This window comes from Peribacillus simplex, from assembly GCF_030123325.1.
Taxonomy (GTDB): domain Bacteria; phylum Bacillota; class Bacilli; order Bacillales; family DSM-1321; genus Peribacillus; species Peribacillus simplex_D.
On sequence record NZ_CP126106.1, the window covers coordinates 2,204,339 to 2,225,331 of the forward strand.

15 protein-coding genes and 1 riboswitch are annotated in these 20,993 nt (G+C 36.1%); of the genes, 13 read left to right on the forward strand and 2 right to left on the reverse strand.

Annotated elements, in window-relative coordinates; all coding sequences use genetic code 11:
• Positions 1 to 20 precede the first annotated feature (20 nt).
• From dpdJ to QNH43_RS10570, 13 genes are all read left to right on the forward strand, one after another.
• Positions 21 to 4,526, forward strand: a complete 4,506-nt coding sequence (dpdJ, locus tag QNH43_RS10510; RefSeq protein WP_283917774.1) for a protein DpdJ — start codon at positions 21 to 23, stop codon at positions 4,524 to 4,526.
• Positions 4,519 to 5,034 (forward strand): phospholipase D-like domain-containing protein DpdK, encoded by a 516-nt coding sequence (gene dpdK, locus QNH43_RS10515; RefSeq protein ID WP_283917775.1) that lies wholly within the window; start codon positions 4,519 to 4,521, stop codon positions 5,032 to 5,034. The genes dpdJ and dpdK overlap by 8 nt, the downstream gene beginning before the upstream one ends.
• On the forward strand, positions 5,019 to 7,310 hold the full coding sequence (gene dpdD, locus QNH43_RS10520) for a protein DpdD (protein WP_283917776.1): 2,292 nt from the start codon (positions 5,019 to 5,021) through the stop codon (positions 7,308 to 7,310). The genes dpdK and dpdD overlap by 16 nt, the downstream gene beginning before the upstream one ends.
• A 154-nt stretch (positions 7,311 to 7,464) precedes the next feature.
• Positions 7,465 to 7,507, forward strand: a riboswitch (PreQ1 riboswitch).
• 34 nt (positions 7,508 to 7,541) lie between these two features.
• A complete protein-coding gene (gene queC / locus QNH43_RS10525) occupies positions 7,542 to 8,222 on the forward strand; it encodes a 7-cyano-7-deazaguanine synthase QueC (RefSeq protein ID WP_283917777.1) in 681 nt (226 codons plus the stop codon).
• A gap of 3 nt (positions 8,223 to 8,225) precedes the next feature.
• Positions 8,226 to 8,708 carry a 6-carboxytetrahydropterin synthase QueD gene (gene queD, locus QNH43_RS10530; RefSeq protein ID WP_283917778.1) on the forward strand — a complete coding sequence of 161 codons (483 nt, stop codon included), beginning with the start codon at positions 8,226 to 8,228 and terminating at the stop codon, positions 8,706 to 8,708.
• Positions 8,701 to 9,429 (forward strand): 7-carboxy-7-deazaguanine synthase QueE, encoded by a 729-nt coding sequence (gene queE / locus QNH43_RS10535; protein WP_283917779.1) that lies wholly within the window; start codon positions 8,701 to 8,703, stop codon positions 9,427 to 9,429. The genes queD and queE overlap by 8 nt, the downstream gene beginning before the upstream one ends.
• A 135-nt stretch (positions 9,430 to 9,564) precedes the next feature.
• The gene (locus tag QNH43_RS10540; RefSeq protein WP_283917780.1) at positions 9,565 to 10,104 is read left to right on the forward strand and encodes a VUT family protein; all 540 of its coding nucleotides are present in this window, start codon (positions 9,565 to 9,567) and stop codon (positions 10,102 to 10,104) included.
• Between the two features lie 867 nt (positions 10,105 to 10,971).
• The gene (locus QNH43_RS10545; RefSeq protein ID WP_283917781.1) at positions 10,972 to 14,931 is read left to right on the forward strand and encodes a DEAD/DEAH box helicase; all 3,960 of its coding nucleotides are present in this window, start codon (positions 10,972 to 10,974) and stop codon (positions 14,929 to 14,931) included.
• A gap of 16 nt (positions 14,932 to 14,947) precedes the next feature.
• Complete coding sequence (locus QNH43_RS10550; RefSeq protein ID WP_283917782.1) at positions 14,948 to 16,777, forward strand: phospholipase D-like domain-containing protein; 1,830 nt, start codon at positions 14,948 to 14,950, stop codon at positions 16,775 to 16,777.
• 580 nt (positions 16,778 to 17,357) lie between these two features.
• A complete protein-coding gene (locus QNH43_RS10555; protein ID WP_283917783.1) occupies positions 17,358 to 17,753 on the forward strand; it encodes a hypothetical protein in 396 nt (131 codons plus the stop codon).
• A 42-nt stretch (positions 17,754 to 17,795) separates the two neighbouring features.
• Positions 17,796 to 17,981, forward strand: a complete 186-nt coding sequence (locus tag QNH43_RS10560) for a hypothetical protein (protein ID WP_283917784.1) — start codon at positions 17,796 to 17,798, stop codon at positions 17,979 to 17,981.
• A 355-nt stretch (positions 17,982 to 18,336) separates the two neighbouring features.
• Positions 18,337 to 19,035 (forward strand): hypothetical protein, encoded by a 699-nt coding sequence (locus QNH43_RS10565; protein ID WP_283917785.1) that lies wholly within the window; start codon positions 18,337 to 18,339, stop codon positions 19,033 to 19,035.
• Between the two features lie 216 nt (positions 19,036 to 19,251).
• Complete coding sequence (locus QNH43_RS10570; RefSeq protein WP_283917786.1) at positions 19,252 to 19,446, forward strand: hypothetical protein; 195 nt, start codon at positions 19,252 to 19,254, stop codon at positions 19,444 to 19,446.
• A gap of 867 nt (positions 19,447 to 20,313) precedes the next feature.
• Here the strand turns inward: QNH43_RS10570 and QNH43_RS27780 are convergent.
• Entirely contained in the window at positions 20,314 to 20,535 is a 222-nt protein-coding gene (locus tag QNH43_RS27780; protein ID WP_434060194.1) for a tyrosine-type recombinase/integrase, read from the reverse strand.
• 52 nt (positions 20,536 to 20,587) lie between these two features.
• Positions 20,588 to 20,836: a tyrosine-type recombinase/integrase gene (locus QNH43_RS10575; RefSeq protein ID WP_283917787.1), complete on the reverse strand. Its 249-nt coding sequence runs from the start codon at positions 20,834 to 20,836 to the stop codon at positions 20,588 to 20,590.
• Positions 20,837 to 20,993: the final 157 nt, after the last annotated feature.

The following is a 20,993-nucleotide window of genomic DNA, read 5'->3' on the forward strand; positions in this document are numbered from 1 at the left end:
AGTTAAGTGAGGTTTCAATAATGGAACGCACCGATTTAGATAGATTAGCAGAAGAGGTATTAACACAATTAGAATTAGAAGAAAATAACTTGTTAACGTGGGGGATCATAGGAGGATCTTTTAATCCGTTACTTAAGGTAGAAAAGATTATTGAGTCTTCTCCCACTCAATTTATAGGAGAACTATGGTCAAAATTAGAAGATCAAGGTATTAGATCAAGTGATATCATCAAAAATCTGGTGGATAGAAAATTGTTGTTTAAAGGGAAGACGGGTTATCGTTCTCGTTATGCTGAAACAGTTCGTCTCTTATATTTGCTAAAACAACGTTTTAAATTTACAGATTGGTTAAGTGCACCTAACTTAGTTAGTAACATAAAAACAAATTTGAAGTATCGGAACTATCCAAAGCGTGATCAAAATTGGAATCAAATTAGGAGCAAATTAAGAGATGAACAGTTTGCTCCCTTTATTCTATCGGCACTTGATGAATTATTAGAACATGGTAACTTGAAACTCTCAGTGTTTCAAGTTGAATCGTTATTGCATCTGTTAAAAGAAGGCAAAAAGTCAACTGAAGGTGGAACGATCATTGGAGCTGGAACAGGGTCAGGGAAAACGAAGTCGTTTTATTTACCTGCCTTTAGTCAAATTTCCCAATCTATTAAAGATGATTCACGGACATGGACACGGATGTTAGCAATATATCCTCGGACAGAATTGCTGAAGGATCAATACAGTGAGGCTTTAAGTGAAGTATTAAAATTAAACAATTTATTTCATTCGCAGTCCATTCGTCCAATATCTATTGGATGTTATTATGGGGATACACCTGACCATGCAGAGGAAGTACGTTCCCATGAAAATCGAAAATGGCAAAAGAAGCAAGATGGTTATGTCTGTCCATCCTTAGTTTGTCCGAATTGTGGTTCGGATTTAATATGGAAAACAGTTGACTTGGAGAAGGTAATAGCAACAAATGAAGATCAATATGAAAAACTCTATTGTACAGGTGCAACTTGTCATGTCATAGTTGAATCCCAAAATATTATTTTGACAAGAAAACGGATGATAAGACAACAACCTGATATTCTATTTACTACTACCGAGATGTTAAATCGAAAACTATCAAGTGGTTATGATCAACACCTTTTTGGTATTAGATCAGATCGAAAGCCACCATTATTTGTTTTATTAGACGAAGTCCATATTTACAATGGAATAAATGGTGCCCATGTTTCTTATGTCTTGAAGAGGTGGAAAAATCTAGTAAAAAAATATGCGGATTCTCGGTATGGAATTCAGTTCGTTGGTTTGTCAGCAACATTACCAAATCCACAATATTTCTTTTCACAATTAGTAGGTATTTCAGAAAATAGTTGTAAGTACGTAACTCCAAATCCCGAAGATATGACCGATGAGGGTATGGAATATAATCTTGTACTTCGTGGGGATCCATTTTCCAGTACTGCTCTATTATCAACATCTGTGCAGACGGCTATGTTACTGGGAAGAATGTTAGACCCTCTTGGTCATTCAACTTCGAATGGTGCCTTTGGTTCCAAGATCTTCGGTTTTACGGATAAATTAGACGTAATTAATCGTTGGTATCATATTGAAAAGAGTGCAGAAGAAGATCTTGTATTAAGCCAATATCGTGATTGGGAAGTAATCAAAGAAGAAGCACCACAGCTTGAAAAAACAAAAAAATATCAATTTAATGCAGGTCAGGTTTGGGAACTAGCCAAACGAATTGACCCTGTAGGTCTTCAGAATCCAATGAAGATTGCTATTACATCTTCACAATATAAAGGTGTTGATTCAAAAGCAAAGTTTGTCGTCGCAACTAGTACTCTAGAAGTTGGATATAATGATCCAGCTGTAGGGGCTGTTATTCAACATAAGGCACCAAGGAATTTAGCATCTTTCTTACAACGAAAAGGTCGTGCAGGTCGTAAGCGAGGAACAAGGCCTTGGACAGTAGTAGTTGTGTCATCCTATGGTAGGGATCGGTTTGTCTATGATTTTCCAGAACAATTATTTAGCCCCAATTTACCAGACTTATCTTTACCCGTTAGGAATGTATATGTTCAGAGAATTCAAGCTGGTTTTGCCGTTATGGATTGGTTTAGTGTTCAATTAAAACAACAAGGGTTTAACCAACCGATTTGGAATGTTCTTTCACCACAATATAAAAGTTATCAGAGAGAACGACGTGTGATTTCTGATCTAGTTATGGATATTTTAGATGGAAATGATCAAGAGTTTATTCTTTTTATGAAGTCTGCCTTACAAGTAGATGAAAATCATCTTAATCAGTTGTTATGGACTCCTCCGCGCTCTATCATGTTTGATTTATTCCCTACTTTGTTAAATCATCTATCCATGGATTGGGCAAGACAAGAGGGGAACAAAGAATTGCCAACATCACCATTACAGGGGTATGTTCCAAGAAACTTATTTTCTACATTAGAAGTAAATGAATTAGAATTATGGATTAACAAAGATCAGAAAAGAGTTCATTATCAAGCTTTACAACAAGGAATTAAAGAATTTGCTCCAGGGAATGTTTCAAAGAGATATGCCAAGGCGGAAAACATTAAGGAAGCACAATGGTTACCAGTTTCTTTAGATAAAGAAATCATTGATATGAAAGAGGGACATATTGTTGGCAGATTTATCAATAGGGTAGAAGAAAATGATGACCGCATTGACGTTTATTTACCACTTAAATATGAACTATTACAAATCCCTTATGAATTAAGTGACAGGACAACAGGAATATTGGATTGGAATGTAAAGGTTTTAACAAAGAATCATGCAGAAACAGAAGTAGAGGTTGACATCCCTTTATTATCTCAATCAGCATTAAAATCATTCTTTACTAGGATACATTTATTTTCGTCTAATGAACTTCAAACGGTAACGTTCACGCGTTATGCAACCAAATGTAATGTTGAAATTAAATATAAAGATGGAAAATCCGAGAGGAAAGTCTATCATTTCACGTATGGTTCAAGTAAAGGCCAAACGGCTATGGGTTTCCAAGTTGATGTCGATGCTATTGTATTTAAGTTAGCTGATATAGACTTAGAACAAATTAAGTTTCAACCAGAATGGGAACAGCTTTTGACAGAATTAAGACCAAGATTCTATCTGGATATGCTTCAGAATGATTTAGAATTAGCGAGCCAGTTATCCATTTTTGAAATCGAATGGCTTTGGCAAATATGTCTGTCCTCAACCATTGCAACTTCCGTTAGTAAACAATGTGGCATTAAAGAAGCGGTTGAAATCTATAGGGAACAGGTTAAGGCCATTTCTTTACGAGCGCTTAATGTGATTTTTCAATCTACGGCCGTAAAAATAGAAGATAATGACCAGGCAGAAGAAGCCAAACTTTATAAAAGGTTATTATCCCATCTGGATGATGAAGGAATTATGGAACGTTTTATTGCACGTCTTGACTTACTTTATGTAGATATAACCGAAGATGAAGCCTATTATCCGTGGATCATGGAACGACTGCACACAACAATTGCAGCGTGTATAAAACAGGCAGTTGAACAATTATTACCTGATATCAATACAGAAGATATCAATATTGATATAAAGGATCATCAAATATGGCTTTCAGAAACAGACTCAGGAGGAATGGGGGTTATTTCTAGTATTGCTTCAGCAATGAGTAATGAGCCTAGGTTGTTTGAAGATTTATTCTTTAAAGCAGTTGATGATTGTCCAAGAAACGACATTTCTAAAGGATTGTCTTCTATCGTTGATCATTTTAATGATCCTGACTTTTATGAGACCATTTCTATTATTCGGAAAGCAACCAATTTGGATGAGCAAAAACAGCAACTTGAATTACTTCGAAAGCAATTAAGTGACCGTGGTATCACGCCAAATCGTGAATTATTTGTAAGCTTTACAACGAAATTGCTTCATAATAATAATAATCAAATGACGGATGAATTAATGAAAGATTTACAAGAGTTGTGGCGTCGTGAGGAACGACGATTAGAATGTAAAATTGATCTGCGTGTATTTACTGTTGCTTGTTTGCGATTGGATGACATAAAAGTACGGATTGATTCTATTCTTGAAAATCTATATTCAAGCGGCAACTATGATGAAAAGCAACGTCTATTACTTGTCGAGACTCTTTTATGGAATGACTGTAATGATTCTTGTCCTGAATGTTTGAATCTATATAGTCCATATCAGTCTTTTGCAAAGCCATCACGCCTATTACTTAAGTCGGTAAGTAAACCAACAAAGATAACCATTGATTCAAGTAAGGCTAATTGGAGCGAAAGATTAATGGAACTATTAAAAAAGGGTAACCAAGTTTGCGTATGGACTTCATTTGAGGAAATGGAAGAATGTCAAAGGATATTAGTGGATATCATTCAAACCCCAATTGATTTTGATTATGAATTTTATTATCCGTATATCTCAGGTGTTCATAGTAAAGGTAGTAATTGGTTGTTTGATGTTCGAGTGAGGGAGGTAACACATGCATAATCGTACCATTCGCTCCCATAATAGTTCAGTAACGTTAATAGATTGCTTAGCATCTATTTTTTCACTAGAAGCTGTACTACCAAGTAAAGAGATTTATTTGATATCGCCTTTTTTAAGTAATTCACCTCTTATACGGAATAGATTAGGACAATACTCTGATTTGTTTCCCATGATAGAAGGGAAAATCATCTATCTTTCAGACATACTAAATACTTTATCTTGGAAAGGATCTAAAATCCGTATCATATGTGATCCTAATCGAGTAGAAACAAAGAGGTTTATTAGCCAACTAAATGAAGTTGAAATAAAGAAATTAAATAACAATCACGAAAAAGGTCTTATGACTAGCCATATATATCTACATGGTTCAATGAACTTTACGTTTAGCGGTATTAATATTAATGGTGAAAATATTCGTATTACGAGTGATCGGTCTGAGGTCAATCAGGCTTTGCTAGCAGCACGTACTAGATGGGAGGAGGCTGAGGAAATATGTCACAATCATTAAAAACCAAATTCCTTCTTCTGCTACTACAAGTAAATGGTGTAAATCCTTATCATTTATCCGTTAACGGGAATGAGTGGTCAGGGAAAAACGATGAATTATTAGGGATGATTAAAAGGTTTTATGAGGATAACCCTGCTGTTCTTCCTTTTAGGAACAACCAAAAGGAGACTTTTTGGTTTTTGTTTGCACATAAAGATTATTTATTAGGACAACATATTCGTGAATTAGATCACTTTTTGTTACCTTATCATTGTACACCACTAAATGATGGAAGAAAGTTAAACTTTGATTCGGAAAAAAGATTGGGCCGAATCGGGTATGAACTATTTCCTGATGGTTATTACGCTTATGTATCAAAGGTTGAGCAGGAAGAAAATATTTGGGGGAGACTTCGGTTATGGAGGAGGCTTGATGACCGTCGACCGAACATCTCATATGACGAGTTAAAGGTAAATGCATTCACATTACGAAGCAGATTTTATCAAGCGATTGTTTTACAAAAATGGGAAGAGGCGAAAAGCTATTTAAATACACTTCAGCAAGGAAAATATTTGAGTGATGAAAATTATAAATTTTTAACGCTTCATTGGTTAAGTGCCCAAGGTAAGTGGGATCGAATTTGGGAATCTGATGATTTTGAGATCTTGGCTGGATTCGGTAAAATACCTATTCAAGTTCATATCGCTTTAATCCGAACATTTTATCAACGCAAATTATCTAAATCGGATATTCTCGGCCGATATGATTTGTCAATGAAAGCATTTAAAGAATCACGATATAAGCTTGGAACACTCTTACGTTCACAGTTGAGTTTAGATGAGGAAACTTCTATACGTGTATTTGCTTATGAAGCAGCTTCTAAAGGTCAGGAAGATAAACTGGAGCGCTACCAAGAAAAGACCAAAGATGAGATCACTAAAGATATTATTGAATTCCTCTTACTTTATGTACAAACGAATAAAGAGAAGCCGATAATCTCCATTAATGATAAATTAGAACGAGCCAAACAGTGTTTTACTAATCATGAGTATGAAGATGCTTTTCTTCTTCTAAATGGAGTTGATCTTTCTATTGATAAGGTTCGTTTGCTTGCAGGAATTTCCATTATGGAAGAAACAGAGGAAACGTGCTCTGTTGCATTAAAGCATTATGAAATGCTATCTGAACAGGAACAACGGCAGTTAATGAAAGAACCGCAATCTAAAGGATGGATGATCTACTTACTTAATCTACAAAAAGGGAATGAATCTTTATTAATAACGGCTGAGACAACCGATCGAGTGGATTGGTACAACTGGTTTTATAATTTTATACACACTTCTGATTTTGATCTTTTAGAAGAGCATTTAACGACGATAGATGTTCAACAAGGGAATATCAATTGGTCCATTACGTCTCTTAGTAATCTATCAGAAATAATAGCTACGATAGGAATAGAGGCTCTCTCATCCATGCAAAAATCTCTTTTACAAACAGCATTGCCTATGTTTGTTACAGAGTTAATGCAAGATGATTATTTTCCTAATGAAAAGGCGAATGAATTATATGAATATACGCGAGAAATTCTCTGTATTCATGGGAAACGAAATGAAAATAATACCGGCTTTTTATTAAGACTAACGGAAGGTTTATTGTGCTTAGAGATTTCCAAAGTTCATTTATATTGGAATCAAGTCGAATCATGGTTTAATGTATTCCCTACAGATCGATTATCATCATATGTGCTAGAATCTTTAGAGCTATTTAAGGAATACGGACTTGGTGATGATCTCTTACAACCAGTTTGGACAAATTGGGTTGGATCTCTTCTTGATAGAATAGCTAACCAAACGGTTATTCAATCATGGATTGATTTAGGAAACAGAATATCTGCTAATTCTTCCATGATTGATGCATTAAATGAGAAGATAACTTCTAATAGAGATATGGATCTATTAGAGGTATTACCTAATATGTCTATTACCATCTACTCTCTACGTGAGAAACCAGCACAGCGAGCTGCACAGCGGATTACAAAGAGAAATCCAAATGTTAAAGTAAAGGTCTGTACGGATAGTAAATTGACAAATGAAGCGAAAGCGTATGCTCGAAACTCAGATTTAGTTATTCTCGTCACAACTTGTATGTCCCATGCATTAACTTTTGGGATATCACCTTATTTAGATGATAATTTATTATATTCTCGAAGTTCAGGGGAAACCGGAATTATAGAGGCATTGGAGGAGTATTGTCAAGAACAGTATGATAACCAAGTTATGTCTAGTCATGTAAGCTAAATTATTATTAATTACTAGGTAATTGTAATCAAATTGAAAGTGCCTTTACCAATAGAGGTTGATGATTTTTTTAGTAACCTAAGTTGTAGCAATAATTAAAAAAAATAATTCTATCTCAAATTATGATATAATATTTATAGAGAAACCCGCTCTCGCGGTAGAGGTTCTAGCTACCCTCTTTAAAAAACTAAGGAAAACAGTTCTGCTTTCTTAGTAGTGCTGTTTTTTCTATTGAAAGGAGTTTTACAATTGAAAAAAGATAAAGCTATCGTTGTGTTTAGTGGAGGACAAGATAGTACTACGTGTTTATTCTGGGCATTAGAACAATTTCAAGAAGTAATTGCTGTTACTTTTGATTACAATCAAAGACATATTGCTGAAATAGAATGTGCAAAAAATATAGCAAAAGAACTTGGTGTAAAGCATCATATTTTAGATATGAGTTTACTGAATCAACTAGCACCGAATGCTTTAACAAGAGATGAAATTGAAGTGAAGGATGGGGAAAATGGCGGCAGCCTTCCATCGACCTTTGTTCCTGGTCGAAATTTATTATTCATGTCTTTTGCTGGTGTGCTAGCTAGCCAAGTTGGTGCGAAACACATTGTCACTGGGGTTTGTGAGACGGATTTTAGTGGATATCCAGACTGTCGAGATGTGTTCGTTAAATCATTAAATGTAACACTTAACCTTTCTATGGATCAGCAATTTGTGATTCATACTCCATTAATGTGGTTGAATAAAGCTGAAACATGGAAGCTAGCAGACGATCTTGGAGCATTTGATTTTGTCCGTGAAAAAACTCTGACATGCTATAACGGAATTGTTGCCGATGGTTGTGGTGAATGTCCGGCATGTAAGTTACGGAAAAACGGCTTCGACAACTATTTGAAGGATAGAAAGGGGCAATAAATAATGTACGGTTTTCGGATTGTTGAAAAGCTCCAAAAAATAGATGAAGATATAAAACGTAACCAGTTAAAGTACCATAATAAACGCGTGATGGTTAGTAAGGAATTCACCTTTGACTCAGCGCATCATTTGCATGCCTACGAAGGAAAGTGCAAAAATCTCCATGGCCATACTTATAGAGTTATTTTTGGACTGAGCGGATTTGTTGATGACCGTGGGTTAATGATTGATTTTGGTGAGATCAAAGAAATTTGGAAAAACGAAATTGAAATATTTCTTGATCATAGATATTTAAATGAAACACTGCCACCGATGAATACGACAGCCGAAAACATTGTCGTGTGGATTTATGAAATAATGTCCGATGCTTTGAAGCAAGAAGAAAGACAGATTAAATACAAGGATGCTAGATTAGAGTTTGTTCGATTATATGAAACTCCAACAGGTTATGCTGAAGCAAGACGGGAGTGGATAGAGGATGAGTAAAATACCAGTAATGGAGGTCTTTGGTCCAACTATCCAAGGCGAAGGCATGGTCATTGGACAAAAGACAATGTTTGTTCGAACAGCTGGTTGTGATTATTCTTGTTCATGGTGTGATTCTGCTTTTACCTGGGACGGTTCTGGAAAAGATTTAATAAAGCAAATGGACGCAGAAGAAATTTGGAAAGAACTTGTTTTACTCGGCGGAGATGGTTTTTCTTTTGTAACAATATCAGGTGGGAATCCTGCATTATTAAAGAACCTAAGTTACTTAATCGACCTTTTAAAAGAAAACAATATAAAAATTGGTTTAGAGACACAGGGAAGTAAGTGGCAGGATTGGTTTTTGCATATCGATGAATTAACAATTTCTCCAAAGCCACCAAGTTCAGGGATGATTACAAATTTTGATATACTTGATAAAGTAATTGACAAACTAAAGGAAAAAGACCCTTCACATAATGTAAGTTTGAAGGTTGTTGTTTTCGATGAGATTGATTACAACTATGCTAAAAAAATACACCTTAGATATCCCAAAACTCCATTCTTCCTACAGGTTGGAAATGAGGATAATAAAACAACAGATAATCAACATTTGGTAAATCAACTTCTACAGAAATATGAATGGCTTTTAAATAAAGTCATGTTAGATAATGAATTAAAAGATGTAAAAGTATTACCACAACTGCATACCTATATATGGGGAAATAAACGAGGAGTTTAGTTTTTTTATTGAAACAAACTGAAAGTTCCAGTTTATAACTTTATAAGTTTGAGGTAGAATATTTCAAGGAACATACGTTCCTATTTTTAAAAGAGAAAAAAGTTTTAAATTTATATATTAAGATGGGGTGATTAGTTGAGAATAATATTATACTTAGTTGCTATTATAACTGCAAACGTTGTTACTGCTGCATTTGCTCCTTTACAGCTTGGCGTATTCATAATCCCAATGGGCACTTTCTTAATAGGTGCTACTTTTATTTTTCGAGATTTGGTACAGAACAAATATGGAAGAAAGAAAACATATTTCTGTATTGCTATTGCTCTTGCTTTATCAGCTTTAGTATCTTTTCTATTAGGTGATACTTTATTGATTGTCTTAGCATCAGCCCTGTCATTTGTTATTTCAGAAACTGCTGATACTGAAATATATACTCGTTTGAATTTACCAATGAGTTGGCGAGTATTATATAGTGGTATTGTTGGCGGGCTATTAGATTCTGTAATATTTGTAATTATAGGTTTAAGTCCAATTGGTGCGAACTTTATACCTTGGGAAGCAGTTCCATTTGCAATTTTTGGTCAGATTATTGTTAAAACGGTTATCCAGGGGATAGCTGCCATTATTATTAATGTGATTTATTACACATCTAGAAATCATACGGCAACACCATAAGATATACCACCTTGAGACTTATGGTAAAAGGATTTAAACTATTTTTTGATTGTTTAATAGAAGATGGACAGAAGTAAATTATTTTAAACACTGATAATTATACTGAACTCTCTAACATTTGGTATATAATTCAGAAATCCCCGAATCTACTCGATTTGGGGATTTTTCATAATTTCCGCAAATATCTTAACGTAAATTATTTATCCCCTTAACCATGAACATTTTATTGTCTGATTTATTTACCATATAGCAAATTAAATCAAACCTCTTTTATAGTGCAAAATATGGAAAGGGAATTTTTCCAATAAATTTCCATTTTATTATTTTCAGTGTCCACAAAGCCGATATTAATTAATTTAATATAATTGAAAAAATAGAATATATTAATCATAATAAAGAAAAAAACGTGCTTATGTATAGGTATTATGGCATAATAGGTAATAAAATTACATATTTTGTGTATTGCAAAATAGAAGTGCAGAGCATTGAATTCAGACTCCTGCACTTTATTTATTGAGTGCCATAAAAAAAGACTTGCCAGGCACCCCAAGTCCCTCTACTGTATAGGTGTCGAATCAATACAGAGTGGAGGATTACGAAAGGATGCTAGCAATGTCTGATATTAATTGTATCAAACACCTAAGGAACAAAAGAACAAAAAAGGACTATCTGATTGTTATTGCCCATAAAGGAACTACTTGAGGATTACAATCGATTCCTAGATGATGAGCGGGAAACGTGTTTTATGCTAAACAAAGACTTCCTATATAAAAAGTTCAATGAGGCAGTGCCCTTATATTAGAGTATCAAGATAATTTTGGAAAATGGTGGGGCGAGGTGCTGTCCCCTTCGAGAGGAAGAATTGGTATGTTAGCTGCGAAGGTAGAGTCACAACCGTGTTATATTAACTTAACCAAAAGAGCTTTGTCTGATATAAATGAGAATTTAGGGTATAGAGATGAGTTTTTTAGTGTGCGAACGGATAGAATTATTCACCTTCTTCTTTCCTCCCAGGATTCATTTCTTGTACATATCGAGAAAGCGACTGGTAGAACAGAAGAGGAGTTATATGTAAATCTCCATTTTGATTCCACGGAAAATAAGGGAATCATGAAATATGTGAAGGATCAGACGTTTAGTCTGTATGGAGTGGTAAAGGATGATGGATTGCTTGTTACGGGAATTAAGTTTTTACCTTTTGGAATAGGTCAAGCAAATAACCGTCGGGTTACGTCCACACTGCATTTCTTCATTAATGAACGAAGTGCTACGTCCTTAACAGTAGAAACGCTAGAAGCAATCAAGAATCTCCCGTTTGCAAAAGAGCAGTCGAAGTTTGTGAAGAGTCGGCTAGAGAGCTGGGAAGTGTATCTCGATATGATTGTGGAAAAGGCAGAGCAGGACGAGGTGACGATGGATTTTCAATCTGCTAGGTTCACTGAACACTTACGAGAATTGAATATTCACTGTCCTTCTTTAAGAGGGCAAGTAGCTCGAAGGGATTTAAAGGGTGCCGAAGTGTCATTGCTGTGGGAGGATGACGGCAAGGACGAGGCAGATGAAAAAATCGGGACGGTTCGACGTTTTGATTTTGATAAGAATATTGTAGAGATTGAGCTTGATGAGGACTATGTGGAGCTCGCTAGGCAGAATAAATGGACGCCAGTGACAGCGGGGCTGGTGCATATTAGTAATCATGGTGGTTTAACACAGGCGAGGAGATTAAGAGGAGGATTTCGTGACCTACAGAATGGTGTAGCGAAAAACCCGAATTTGGAGTACTTGCTATTTGAGGAAAATCCGGTGATGGATACATCTAGCAATGTGCAAAGCTTTGAATTTAAAGAAGCGATACAAGATAATTTAAACCATTATCAGCGTGCTGCAGTAAAAGGGGCATTAGCAGCAGAGGATATTTACCTGATTCAAGGGCCTCCTGGGACTGGGAAAACAACGGTCATCGCCGAAATTTGTTATCAGAATGTGGAGCGGGGTCTTAGAACATTAGTTGCGTCTCAATCAAACCTAGCAGTTGATAATGCACTTAGCAAGCTACTTGCACACCCTAAGGTCCGGATTCTCCGTAAAGGGCGCACAAAGAGTATCGAAGAAGAAGGCAAGAAATTCATCGAAGAAAATGTTGCAGAAACTTGGAAAAAGCAAACGCTGGAAAACATTCAACTTGATATTAAGGACATTGATCAGTTAATTGAGGAAAAGAGGAAAGAGATTAAGAAAAATCAGAATGTCCTGAAGTACAATGCAGAAAAACTAGCAGATATCGAAAAAGCACCATTGGTCAGAACGAAGCTGTTTCGATTACAAAATGAACTGCGTCACATCCAAGACCACGTGACTCAATTAAAGAATAAAGAAGAAAAGCATGAGCTAACGGAAAAGGAGCTCGAACAGAAATTACAGCAGGATTCCCATGAAGCTGCGCAACTTAAAGTGTTACTAGATAATTGGGAAGAAAGCAATAATTTTGATGAGAGGAAGGCTACTCTTCAGAATCGAATCAATCGTCTACGAGTAGAAATCGAATATCTCGAAGCACAGGAGTCTTTCGACAAAGCATCAGAACACTATAAAGAATTAGATTCACAGTTAGAACGGTTGCGGAGACGTGAGAGAGAAATAGAGGATATCCTAATGGAAATTCCTCGGATGCATGATGTGGAGATTGTATCTTTTATTAATAGTAGAAGGGATATCAATTCTCCTGCGATTTTGCAAAAACAAATGCGACTATCTGAGTCGATTCGTATGGTTAATCAAGGAGAAGCTGGCAAGACACAGTTAGCGAGTGATAATGATACTTTTTCAAGGCTAGAAAAGCAATTAGATATTGTCATTGGTAGGCAAAAGAAGGTGCTCGTTCAATATGGGTATGATACAGAATTAGCAGAGACACTAGGTGGATCCGATGAGTATCCACATACAGACCTTATGCAGCTTGTTCCTCGTCTGGCAAATCGGATGATGGCATTCTCAGAGCCTTCTTTTCTACAAAACTTGAAATGGAAACTCACGAAAAAGCTCCCGAAACAAGTGGAGAAGTTAATAGAAGAATACAATCAAAGTATTGCTGCTAAAAAGCTACTAAAAGAGACGGTTGAGCGCAATAAACTGCGAATGGTGGAGATGAGAGAGGCAAAAAGTAAGCTTCCTCTTTTAACCGTGGAAATGCTGGAAGCACTAACTGATTATTATAAGCAAGTAGAAGTGAAGATAGAGAATGAAATCGGCGTTATCCATTTTGACATGGTACCAGGTAAAAATCAGGTGAAGAAGTGTCATCAGTTGTTGATAGAGTTGAGAGGAAAGTTGGATGGTGAGGAGCCGAGTAAAACTGTCTCTGAGTTAAGAAGATTAGTAGATGTTGCGGTGATAGAGTTAACGGAGCTAGGAACAGAGGAGCAATATAAAAAGAGACTCATGATTCAGAAGGAGGAGAAAGAGTTTGCTTGTGAAAAATATGGGGTGCAGCTAAAAGAAATCACTCGTGAAGTGGAGGGGTTGGGCTTTAAGCTAGCAGAACTACAGCCAACTCTAGAAGACCTAGTGAAGCAAGTGGAAGAGAATCAGAAAATAGTTGATTATTTAAGTAGTATTAACGTAGAAAAAGAGAAAATGATGATTGATAAGAAGAACCAATTGATAAAACAGAGAATGGAGAGGTCGGATAATCATATTACAGCTTATATGAATCAACGGATGATGAAGATTGAATGGTCGAATATGCTGCAGGATGCAAAGGATTATGACCTGAGAGAAATTAAAAAGCTGTATATTAAGCATGCGAATGTGATTGGGATTACATGTGTGCAGTCTGCGAAGAAGGATTTTGCTAGAGATTACCCAGATTTTGATGTGGTCATTATTGATGAGGTATCAAAGGCGACACCACCTGAACTGCTTTTACCGATGCTAAAAGGGAAGAAGGTCATTCTGGTAGGGGACCATCATCAGCTACCACCACTCATTGGACAGGAAACATTGGATGAAGTGATTGAGAAAATCCCGAATCCACAGAAAAAGGATGAGGTCAAAGCCAACCTGCAGGAATCTCTGTTTGAGCGCTTATTTAAAACTTTGCCAGATCAGTATAAAAGCACTCTCCGGATTCAATATCGAATGCATGAAGATATTATGGAAACAATCACTCAGTTTTATGAAGGGGAAAGTGAGGTAGGTTACGGATTAAGATGTGGGTTAGAAAATTCTAATAGAGAACGTGACCATTATTTAGACGGACAATATGTGAAGCGTGGTCAGCATATTATGTGGTTTGACCTACCGCATGAAGAGGGATTTTTTGAAACGAAAGAGAAGGGGATGACAAGTCCTTATAATGGTGCCGAGTTAAAAATCATCTCTGAATTGTTAGTCGACCTAAATGCTGCTGTCGACAAAGCAAAACAAGAAGGTAGAATCTCAGAGGATGCAACGAAGAATGTTGGTATCATTAGCTTTTACGGGGAGCAAGTGCGTAGATTAAGGCATTTAGTAGATGATCTTAAAGTAGAGCATCTCAAGTTTCGGGTCGGGACCGTCGATAGATTCCAGGGGATGGAAAGTGAGATTATTATCGCAAGCTTTGTACGTAATCATAGCAATAAAGAAGAGGATATTGGTTTTGCCAATGATTATCGTCGTTTAAACGTTGCGCTATCAAGGGCTAAAGAGCTATTAATTGTAACTGGAAGCTCAAAGATGTTTACTGTGCAAGCAAAACGAGCAGCAAGTAGGAAAATGTATACGAGGGTTATTGACACCATTCGTTTTAAAAACGGTTTAAGAGATCACAAGGGTCGTGTGAAATAGAAGGGATTGATTAGGGTTGTTATGGAAACTATGGGATGATTCTTCCACAGATGAATTTCAGGAGAGAATGCTCCATCAGGCGATAGAAGACAAAGAATATCTTCATATATTGGGGACAAAGGAATGGAAAATCCCGATCCACTATTATCACGTCCAGGTGACAGCATCGACGAAAACAAAGATTGATATGTTAAAAAAGATGGTTATGTTCTCCTTCTTAAATATGAATATTAGCCATCTGGATGAATTGAGCGGGTTTTTACATGTTGATACGTTATTTATCGAGGATATTGTTACGCAGATGATTGCGACAGGTGTAGTGGAAAAGGTAGATAGTGTGTACAAACTGACGAAAATTGGTGAAGAACAATTCAAAGCTGGAACCATTTTGAGTGAGCCAAGTACAGAGGTTATTCCATTTGAATTTAGTGTGTTAAATCAGAATGCGATACAAGAGGAACCGACGAATGTAATGGTAAAAGAAGATTGGGAGTTAGATTTGTATCGTTATTCCAATGAAGTTGCCAATTTAGCGGGGACTATTTTAGAAGAAGATAAGCTTCGAGAGTACGTTCAAGAAAGTGGCAAAGTGTTTGAAGTCGGGGGAAATGAAAAAATCATTTCTAAGATTGAGCCCATTACTTTACAGGCTATGAAATTTGCGAAGTGTATCGAGTATCAATTGTACGATTTACTTGAAAACAAAGTGTATGCACGTATCTGGAATGGAGCATCTGGTAGATGGGATGAACGTTTTGAAGAGGAGATTACTAGACTTGAAGGAGAAGCGTGGAAGTCTCATCATGATCAAGCGATTATCGAAAACTTTCCGGAGCGATATGAATATCTAAGAGGTAGATTGAAGGCTTTTCACAATAAGGGTAATAAAAATCAAAAGGTACTCGATATTTTAAGAGGGAAAGATATTCGAGCCCGGTTCATCAATTCCTTTTCCGAAACAAAACGAAAGATGCTCATGGTCTCACCGTGGATATCGGCAGTAGTAGTCGACCGAGATATGCTCTCGAGATTGCAGCAATTTGCTAAACAAGGAAAGACCCTCTATATCTCGTGGGGAATTGCGAAAAACATGGAAACTGAGGACCGTAAGCCTAGTCCGGCGCTACTTAAAAGGCTGCAGGAGATTACCCATGAAGATGGCACACAGGCTGTGTTTGTTCGATGGTTTGGCAATCAGCATAACAAGGAAATTGTGGTAGATGCAAGAACACATATACTAGGCTCGTATAACTGGCTGTCTTATCGTGGGGAATACGATATTCGCCATGAATCTGTCGTGGTGATAAAAGAAGAAAAAGTAATTAAGGACACGACTGTATATATTGAAGCGAAGTTTATTAACGCGCTAAAACAGGATTTAACAGCTCTTTTAAGCAATGTGAGCGCGCAGGTTGAACCAATTATCGTGAAAAATTGGATGAAAGAGCTCATTATGTTAGACAGCTCACTTGAAAAGAGAAAACAGCTATCAGATCAACTAATGGAGCATCTACGAAACAATGGACAAGTTGAATTAATACATGAACTTGCATCCCTATGGGCTCGTTATGATGTGGAAGACTTTGGTGTGCGTTCGTATTTAAGTGAATTGTTAAATGAAGAGAATTTTGACTTAGCGAAGGAATATTATGCGCTTTGTCAAAAGCATATAAAAACAAGCCCTATCTCTGAGTGGGAGAAGGCTCCTGAGTTATCGGAATATAAGGAATGGTTTGCAGAGCAGAAGGTTGTGGGGAAGACGAAGCCACAATTACAAGAGAAACCTACTCCGAAAGGTAATGCTAATGGGAAGAAACGAATACCGAGGAGTAAGAAGAAGAAGTAAGTTAATGGTGTCCCACTTTTATAGGTGGCCATTCATTAAAACTATTTAACTGTGTTTATTAATTTTTTCTGGAGGATAATAAGGGATAATTATTTGGATATGTAGCGAGGATAAATTGAATTGAATCGTTATAAAAAGAATAAACCTAAATACTTATGGATACAAGAAGAATTAATGGAATTTTTTATTGACTAAGTGTGGATTAGTAGAAGAATGTTTTTCCAGTACATAGATACATAGAAAGAACTAAAAAGATAATGAACGATCCACATAAAGAAGAGTGTAACTGCTAAACTAAATTGAACAGTTTCTGACAGATAAAAATGAACACTTTTTGCCCGATATCATCTCGGCTAAGTTATGGTGGGATTTTAACATCATTGTTTAGTTGAGGGATTTGAAAGGTGAAAAAACTAAAATTGTTAATGCAGGTTTATCATCCACACTTCAATTCATCAGAAATCCTGCTAAATTACTTTACTTATAGAGTCATAGCTAAACTAGTAAGGGGATTGGTGAGAGAGGTTTTTGTTATGTTTTCCTCTCTCCCTCTCTATAAAAAAACTAGGAGGATTACTAAATGAGTAAAACTACACTAAAGACAACTATAGAAAAAAAGGTTCAGGAATTACATGAGAAATTAGAGGCTCTTGATTTGGTATTAGGAGAGAGCAAGTCAGTAGAATCAGCAGGAGTTAAAGCTATTGCTGAGATTCAAGCAAAGATTGCTGAATCAAAATCCCAATTAGTTGTAACAGACATTGAGAGTGCTAAACAGCATTTATCTATGTTGGATGAGATAACAAAGGATTTAGGCATTCAAGCATACCTAAATAAATCACTTGTCGAGTCAAAGAAAGAAGGCATCTTATCTGCATTGGATGATGCTTATGGAGTCCATAAAGAGGCGGTAGCATTGTTTAAAGAGCTAGATAATGAGTATGTATTGCATATGAGCATTGCATCTGTAAATTAGGATTTTGCATATCTGAATGGTCTTGAAAATGAGATAAATTCTGTGATTGGAAGTCTTAATACTTGTATGGTGCGACAAGGTGTTGTCCAAAATACCTCAACTTCTTTTACATTTAAATCAAGTGGATTGATTCATTTAGGACAAACAGGAGTATCTACTGCATCTAGAGGTTTTGAAAGTGCTATTAGCATGTTTGTTTGGGAATATAAAGTAAAAGTAAATAACTAATAAATGGAGGCTGAGCAGAGGTGCTTGGTCTTTCTTTTTTTAGCTGACATGTACATTCTACATGGATGAGGATAGAGAGGAGGAGTGGCTTAGACCTATTTAAGGGATATATTTATGGATCATCTAATACAGAATCCTACACCAAATATAAGGATACACTTGAGACTGACCCTGAGAAGCTGACAGAATCTTTGGTAAAAAAGATAGGATCAAGAGGAAAAGATTTAGGTAAGCTTATATACTGGATAAATGTACCATGTTAAATTATGTTTACAAAATTATTACAGAGTAATATTATTGCTATTGGGATTAACTATTGTAATCTCTATTTATCAAAGGGGGACAAATACATACTATGAGAAAGAACATGTTAATCAGCCTATTCGCATTACTAATGGGTGCTTTTTTAATGGTTGGTTGTAGTGATGAAAAGGTATCTAATTCAGAGGGAAAAGAAGAGAAGGCAACTCCCGCTGAACAAAAAAAAGTATCTAATGAGCCAGAAACAGAGCCAAAAGAAGATGAAAATGGAAATGTAGTGCTTACTGAGGTGGGGCATAAAACTAAAGGTGAGGATGGTACCACTGTAGAGCTACTGAAAATAAAAGATGTAAATCAAAATGTTAACATCGATCCTATCAAGTTAACTATTAAAGATTTAAAAGTAATCCAAATGACTAATGTGAGTAAGGATTCGGAAGAATTTTTACTCCAATATACAAATGGAACAAAATTACCTGAAAAATTAAATTATCTTCAAATTCAATATACAGCTGAAAATACTGAGGATAAGAATATTGGTTGGAATGGTATTCAAAAAATAGTAACTAACACTGGCGAGCAGTTAGATGCTAGTGGTAATGACTTTATCTGGGAGGAAAATGGATTTGATGGAACTTTTTATGGTAAGACTAAACATGAGGGTACTATTGCAGTTATAACCAAAAGTGATCCAAATCAATTAAAGAATGTTAAATTCATTATTGGTAGCACTTTTAATCCAGATAATTATGAGGATATTACTCCAGAACAACAAACTCAATTTGATTTTTAAATATGTATAGGAAGCTTGAGCGTATTTTTAAGCTTCCTTTTTTTGTCCATTTTCGAGGCAGTAATAAGGAGAATGTACAAATATAAAAGTTAAATAAGAATAGTATAGTAGAACCTAGAGCCTGCGGTTTGGGCTTCTTTTTGTATACTGTCACACTTCTAAAGACACTTCTAATTATAGCTCTGTAAGAAAATTGCAGACAAGGAGAGGGTAGAGATGACTAAAGCAATTGTACAAGAACAGACAAAGGCAAATAAGACTTTCACTATAGGAAAGGGTAAGAGTAAAGTAACTGTGACCTCAGAAGGAAATCCTTACTTTGATCTATTTGTAACAAAGATAAGTAGTATTTTTGTAGAGAATAAATATGAGTTGATGCAGGAAAGACTACTTAAAGGGAGAGGCAGATAATCTGTCTCTTTTTTTTATCTGCTTTTTTAGGCAAACAAAAAGGAGGAGCTATTACAGCTCTCTCCAAATAATTTTTATATGAGGTTGGTTATTTGTCTCCTTTGTTCTTGTATAGATAATCACCCGTTTTATCTTTCGATTCGTGAGTTGTTATTTTCTAATCAGCACCTTGAAAAGTACTTCCTATATAGAATTTTTGGCTTTGATGAGCGAGCAATAGTGGAGCCATATATAATAAACGAGGATTTAGAACAACATCTTAATTTGGAGCCCTTAACTTTTAAGGCTTCAAAATAGTAAGGTGAATTGTGAAACAAACAGCTAAGATAATTGATTCATCCGAATTTTACTCTTTGACATTCCATTTTGTATTATTCCGATAACCTGACCTTAAAATTTTGTGGAGTTCATCGGAAGATTTTCCGTTAACTACGTAAAGAATCACAGCTTTAGAGAGCTATTGTTGGTGACACAGTGTCGACTAGAGGGCGCCGTTAAATAAATTCCCCTTCAATTTCATAACAACATCCTATAGAATAAGGTTTTAAAACTGGTTTAAAATCATTTCGCTACCTTGACAGGGTAAGGGATCGTGGGTTGGACTCCCTCACAGGTCATCTTACATTTGAAGCCCCTGCTATGACTGGTTTTTGAGCATTTTCCGAACTTTATGCATCATGCAATATTATAGAGTAGGGGGGGGTTCCTTTTTATTATACGTTTTTTTAGTAGCATAGTAGTTGATATCTTTGGTTTTCATATCTACACACATACAAAAAAAGAGAAGACTAGAAAATCTTCTCCTTTTTCATTTAATCCTTTTCAAGATAATTAGTTCTTCGCTCTCCCAGTTGTTTCGCAGCCTTTTTAGCCTTCAGGATTTGTATATAGAGCAGCGGTTGTGGTTGAAGTATGACCAAGTTGAGTCATCAGTAAATGGATGTCTCCTGATTGCTCCATTAAGTTCGTCCCATAGGTATGCCTCAGTTTGTGTGGGGACATCGATTTATTGGATTTAAATGCTTTCGTGTATTTCTTTACTAAAGCCTCAATGGCGCGGTTGGAAAGAGGAGTGGCTCCATCATTCACCCTAGTCAAGAATACATAGGCCGTATCATCGTTTGATCCCCTATAACGCTAGTTAATCTTTTACGTCCTGCATAGACGGAGGAGATACTGCCACTACATCCTTTTTTTCGCCTTTACGTAAAACATGTATTTGTTTTTCCTCGAAATCCAAGTCTCGTAGCCTTAAGTTGGATAACTCATTCATCCTGATGCCACTTCCTAAGAAGAGAGATAAGATTGCAAAATCACGTTCCTTGTCCCTTTTAAAGTATATGAGTTTTCTGGACTTTTCGGGTAGCTCCTTTTCATAGTCATGCTTCACGAATTCAAGAAACCGAGCATCCTCATCATTGTGGAAAATCTTTGTCGATATTCTGGAAGCACGAGCCCCAATGTTTCTTTCACTTTATTCACTTCAATTTTCAACATGACATTTCAATAGAAGTAAGGTTCGCCATCTTCATTTTCTGTCTGGGTCG

Excerpts from the sequence above, each read along its gene's own strand:
- dpdJ (WP_283917774.1), top strand. The coding sequence starts at position 21 with ATGGAACGCACCGATTTAGATAGATTAGCAGAAGAGGTATTAACACAA.
- dpdK (WP_283917775.1), top strand. The coding sequence starts at position 4,519 with ATGCATAATCGTACCATTCGCTCCCATAATAGTTCAGTAACGTTAATA.
- dpdD (WP_283917776.1), top strand. The coding sequence starts at position 5,019 with ATGTCACAATCATTAAAAACCAAATTCCTTCTTCTGCTACTACAAGTA.
- queD (WP_283917778.1), top strand. The coding sequence starts at position 8,226 with ATGTACGGTTTTCGGATTGTTGAAAAGCTCCAAAAAATAGATGAAGAT.
- queE (WP_283917779.1), top strand. The coding sequence starts at position 8,701 with ATGAGTAAAATACCAGTAATGGAGGTCTTTGGTCCAACTATCCAAGGC.
- QNH43_RS10545 (WP_283917781.1), top strand. The coding sequence starts at position 10,972 with ATGTTAGCTGCGAAGGTAGAGTCACAACCGTGTTATATTAACTTAACC.
- QNH43_RS10555 (WP_283917783.1), top strand. The coding sequence starts at position 17,358 with ATGAGTAAAACTACACTAAAGACAACTATAGAAAAAAAGGTTCAGGAA.
- QNH43_RS10565 (WP_283917785.1), top strand. The coding sequence starts at position 18,337 with ATGAGAAAGAACATGTTAATCAGCCTATTCGCATTACTAATGGGTGCT.
- QNH43_RS10570 (WP_283917786.1), top strand. The coding sequence starts at position 19,252 with ATGACTAAAGCAATTGTACAAGAACAGACAAAGGCAAATAAGACTTTC.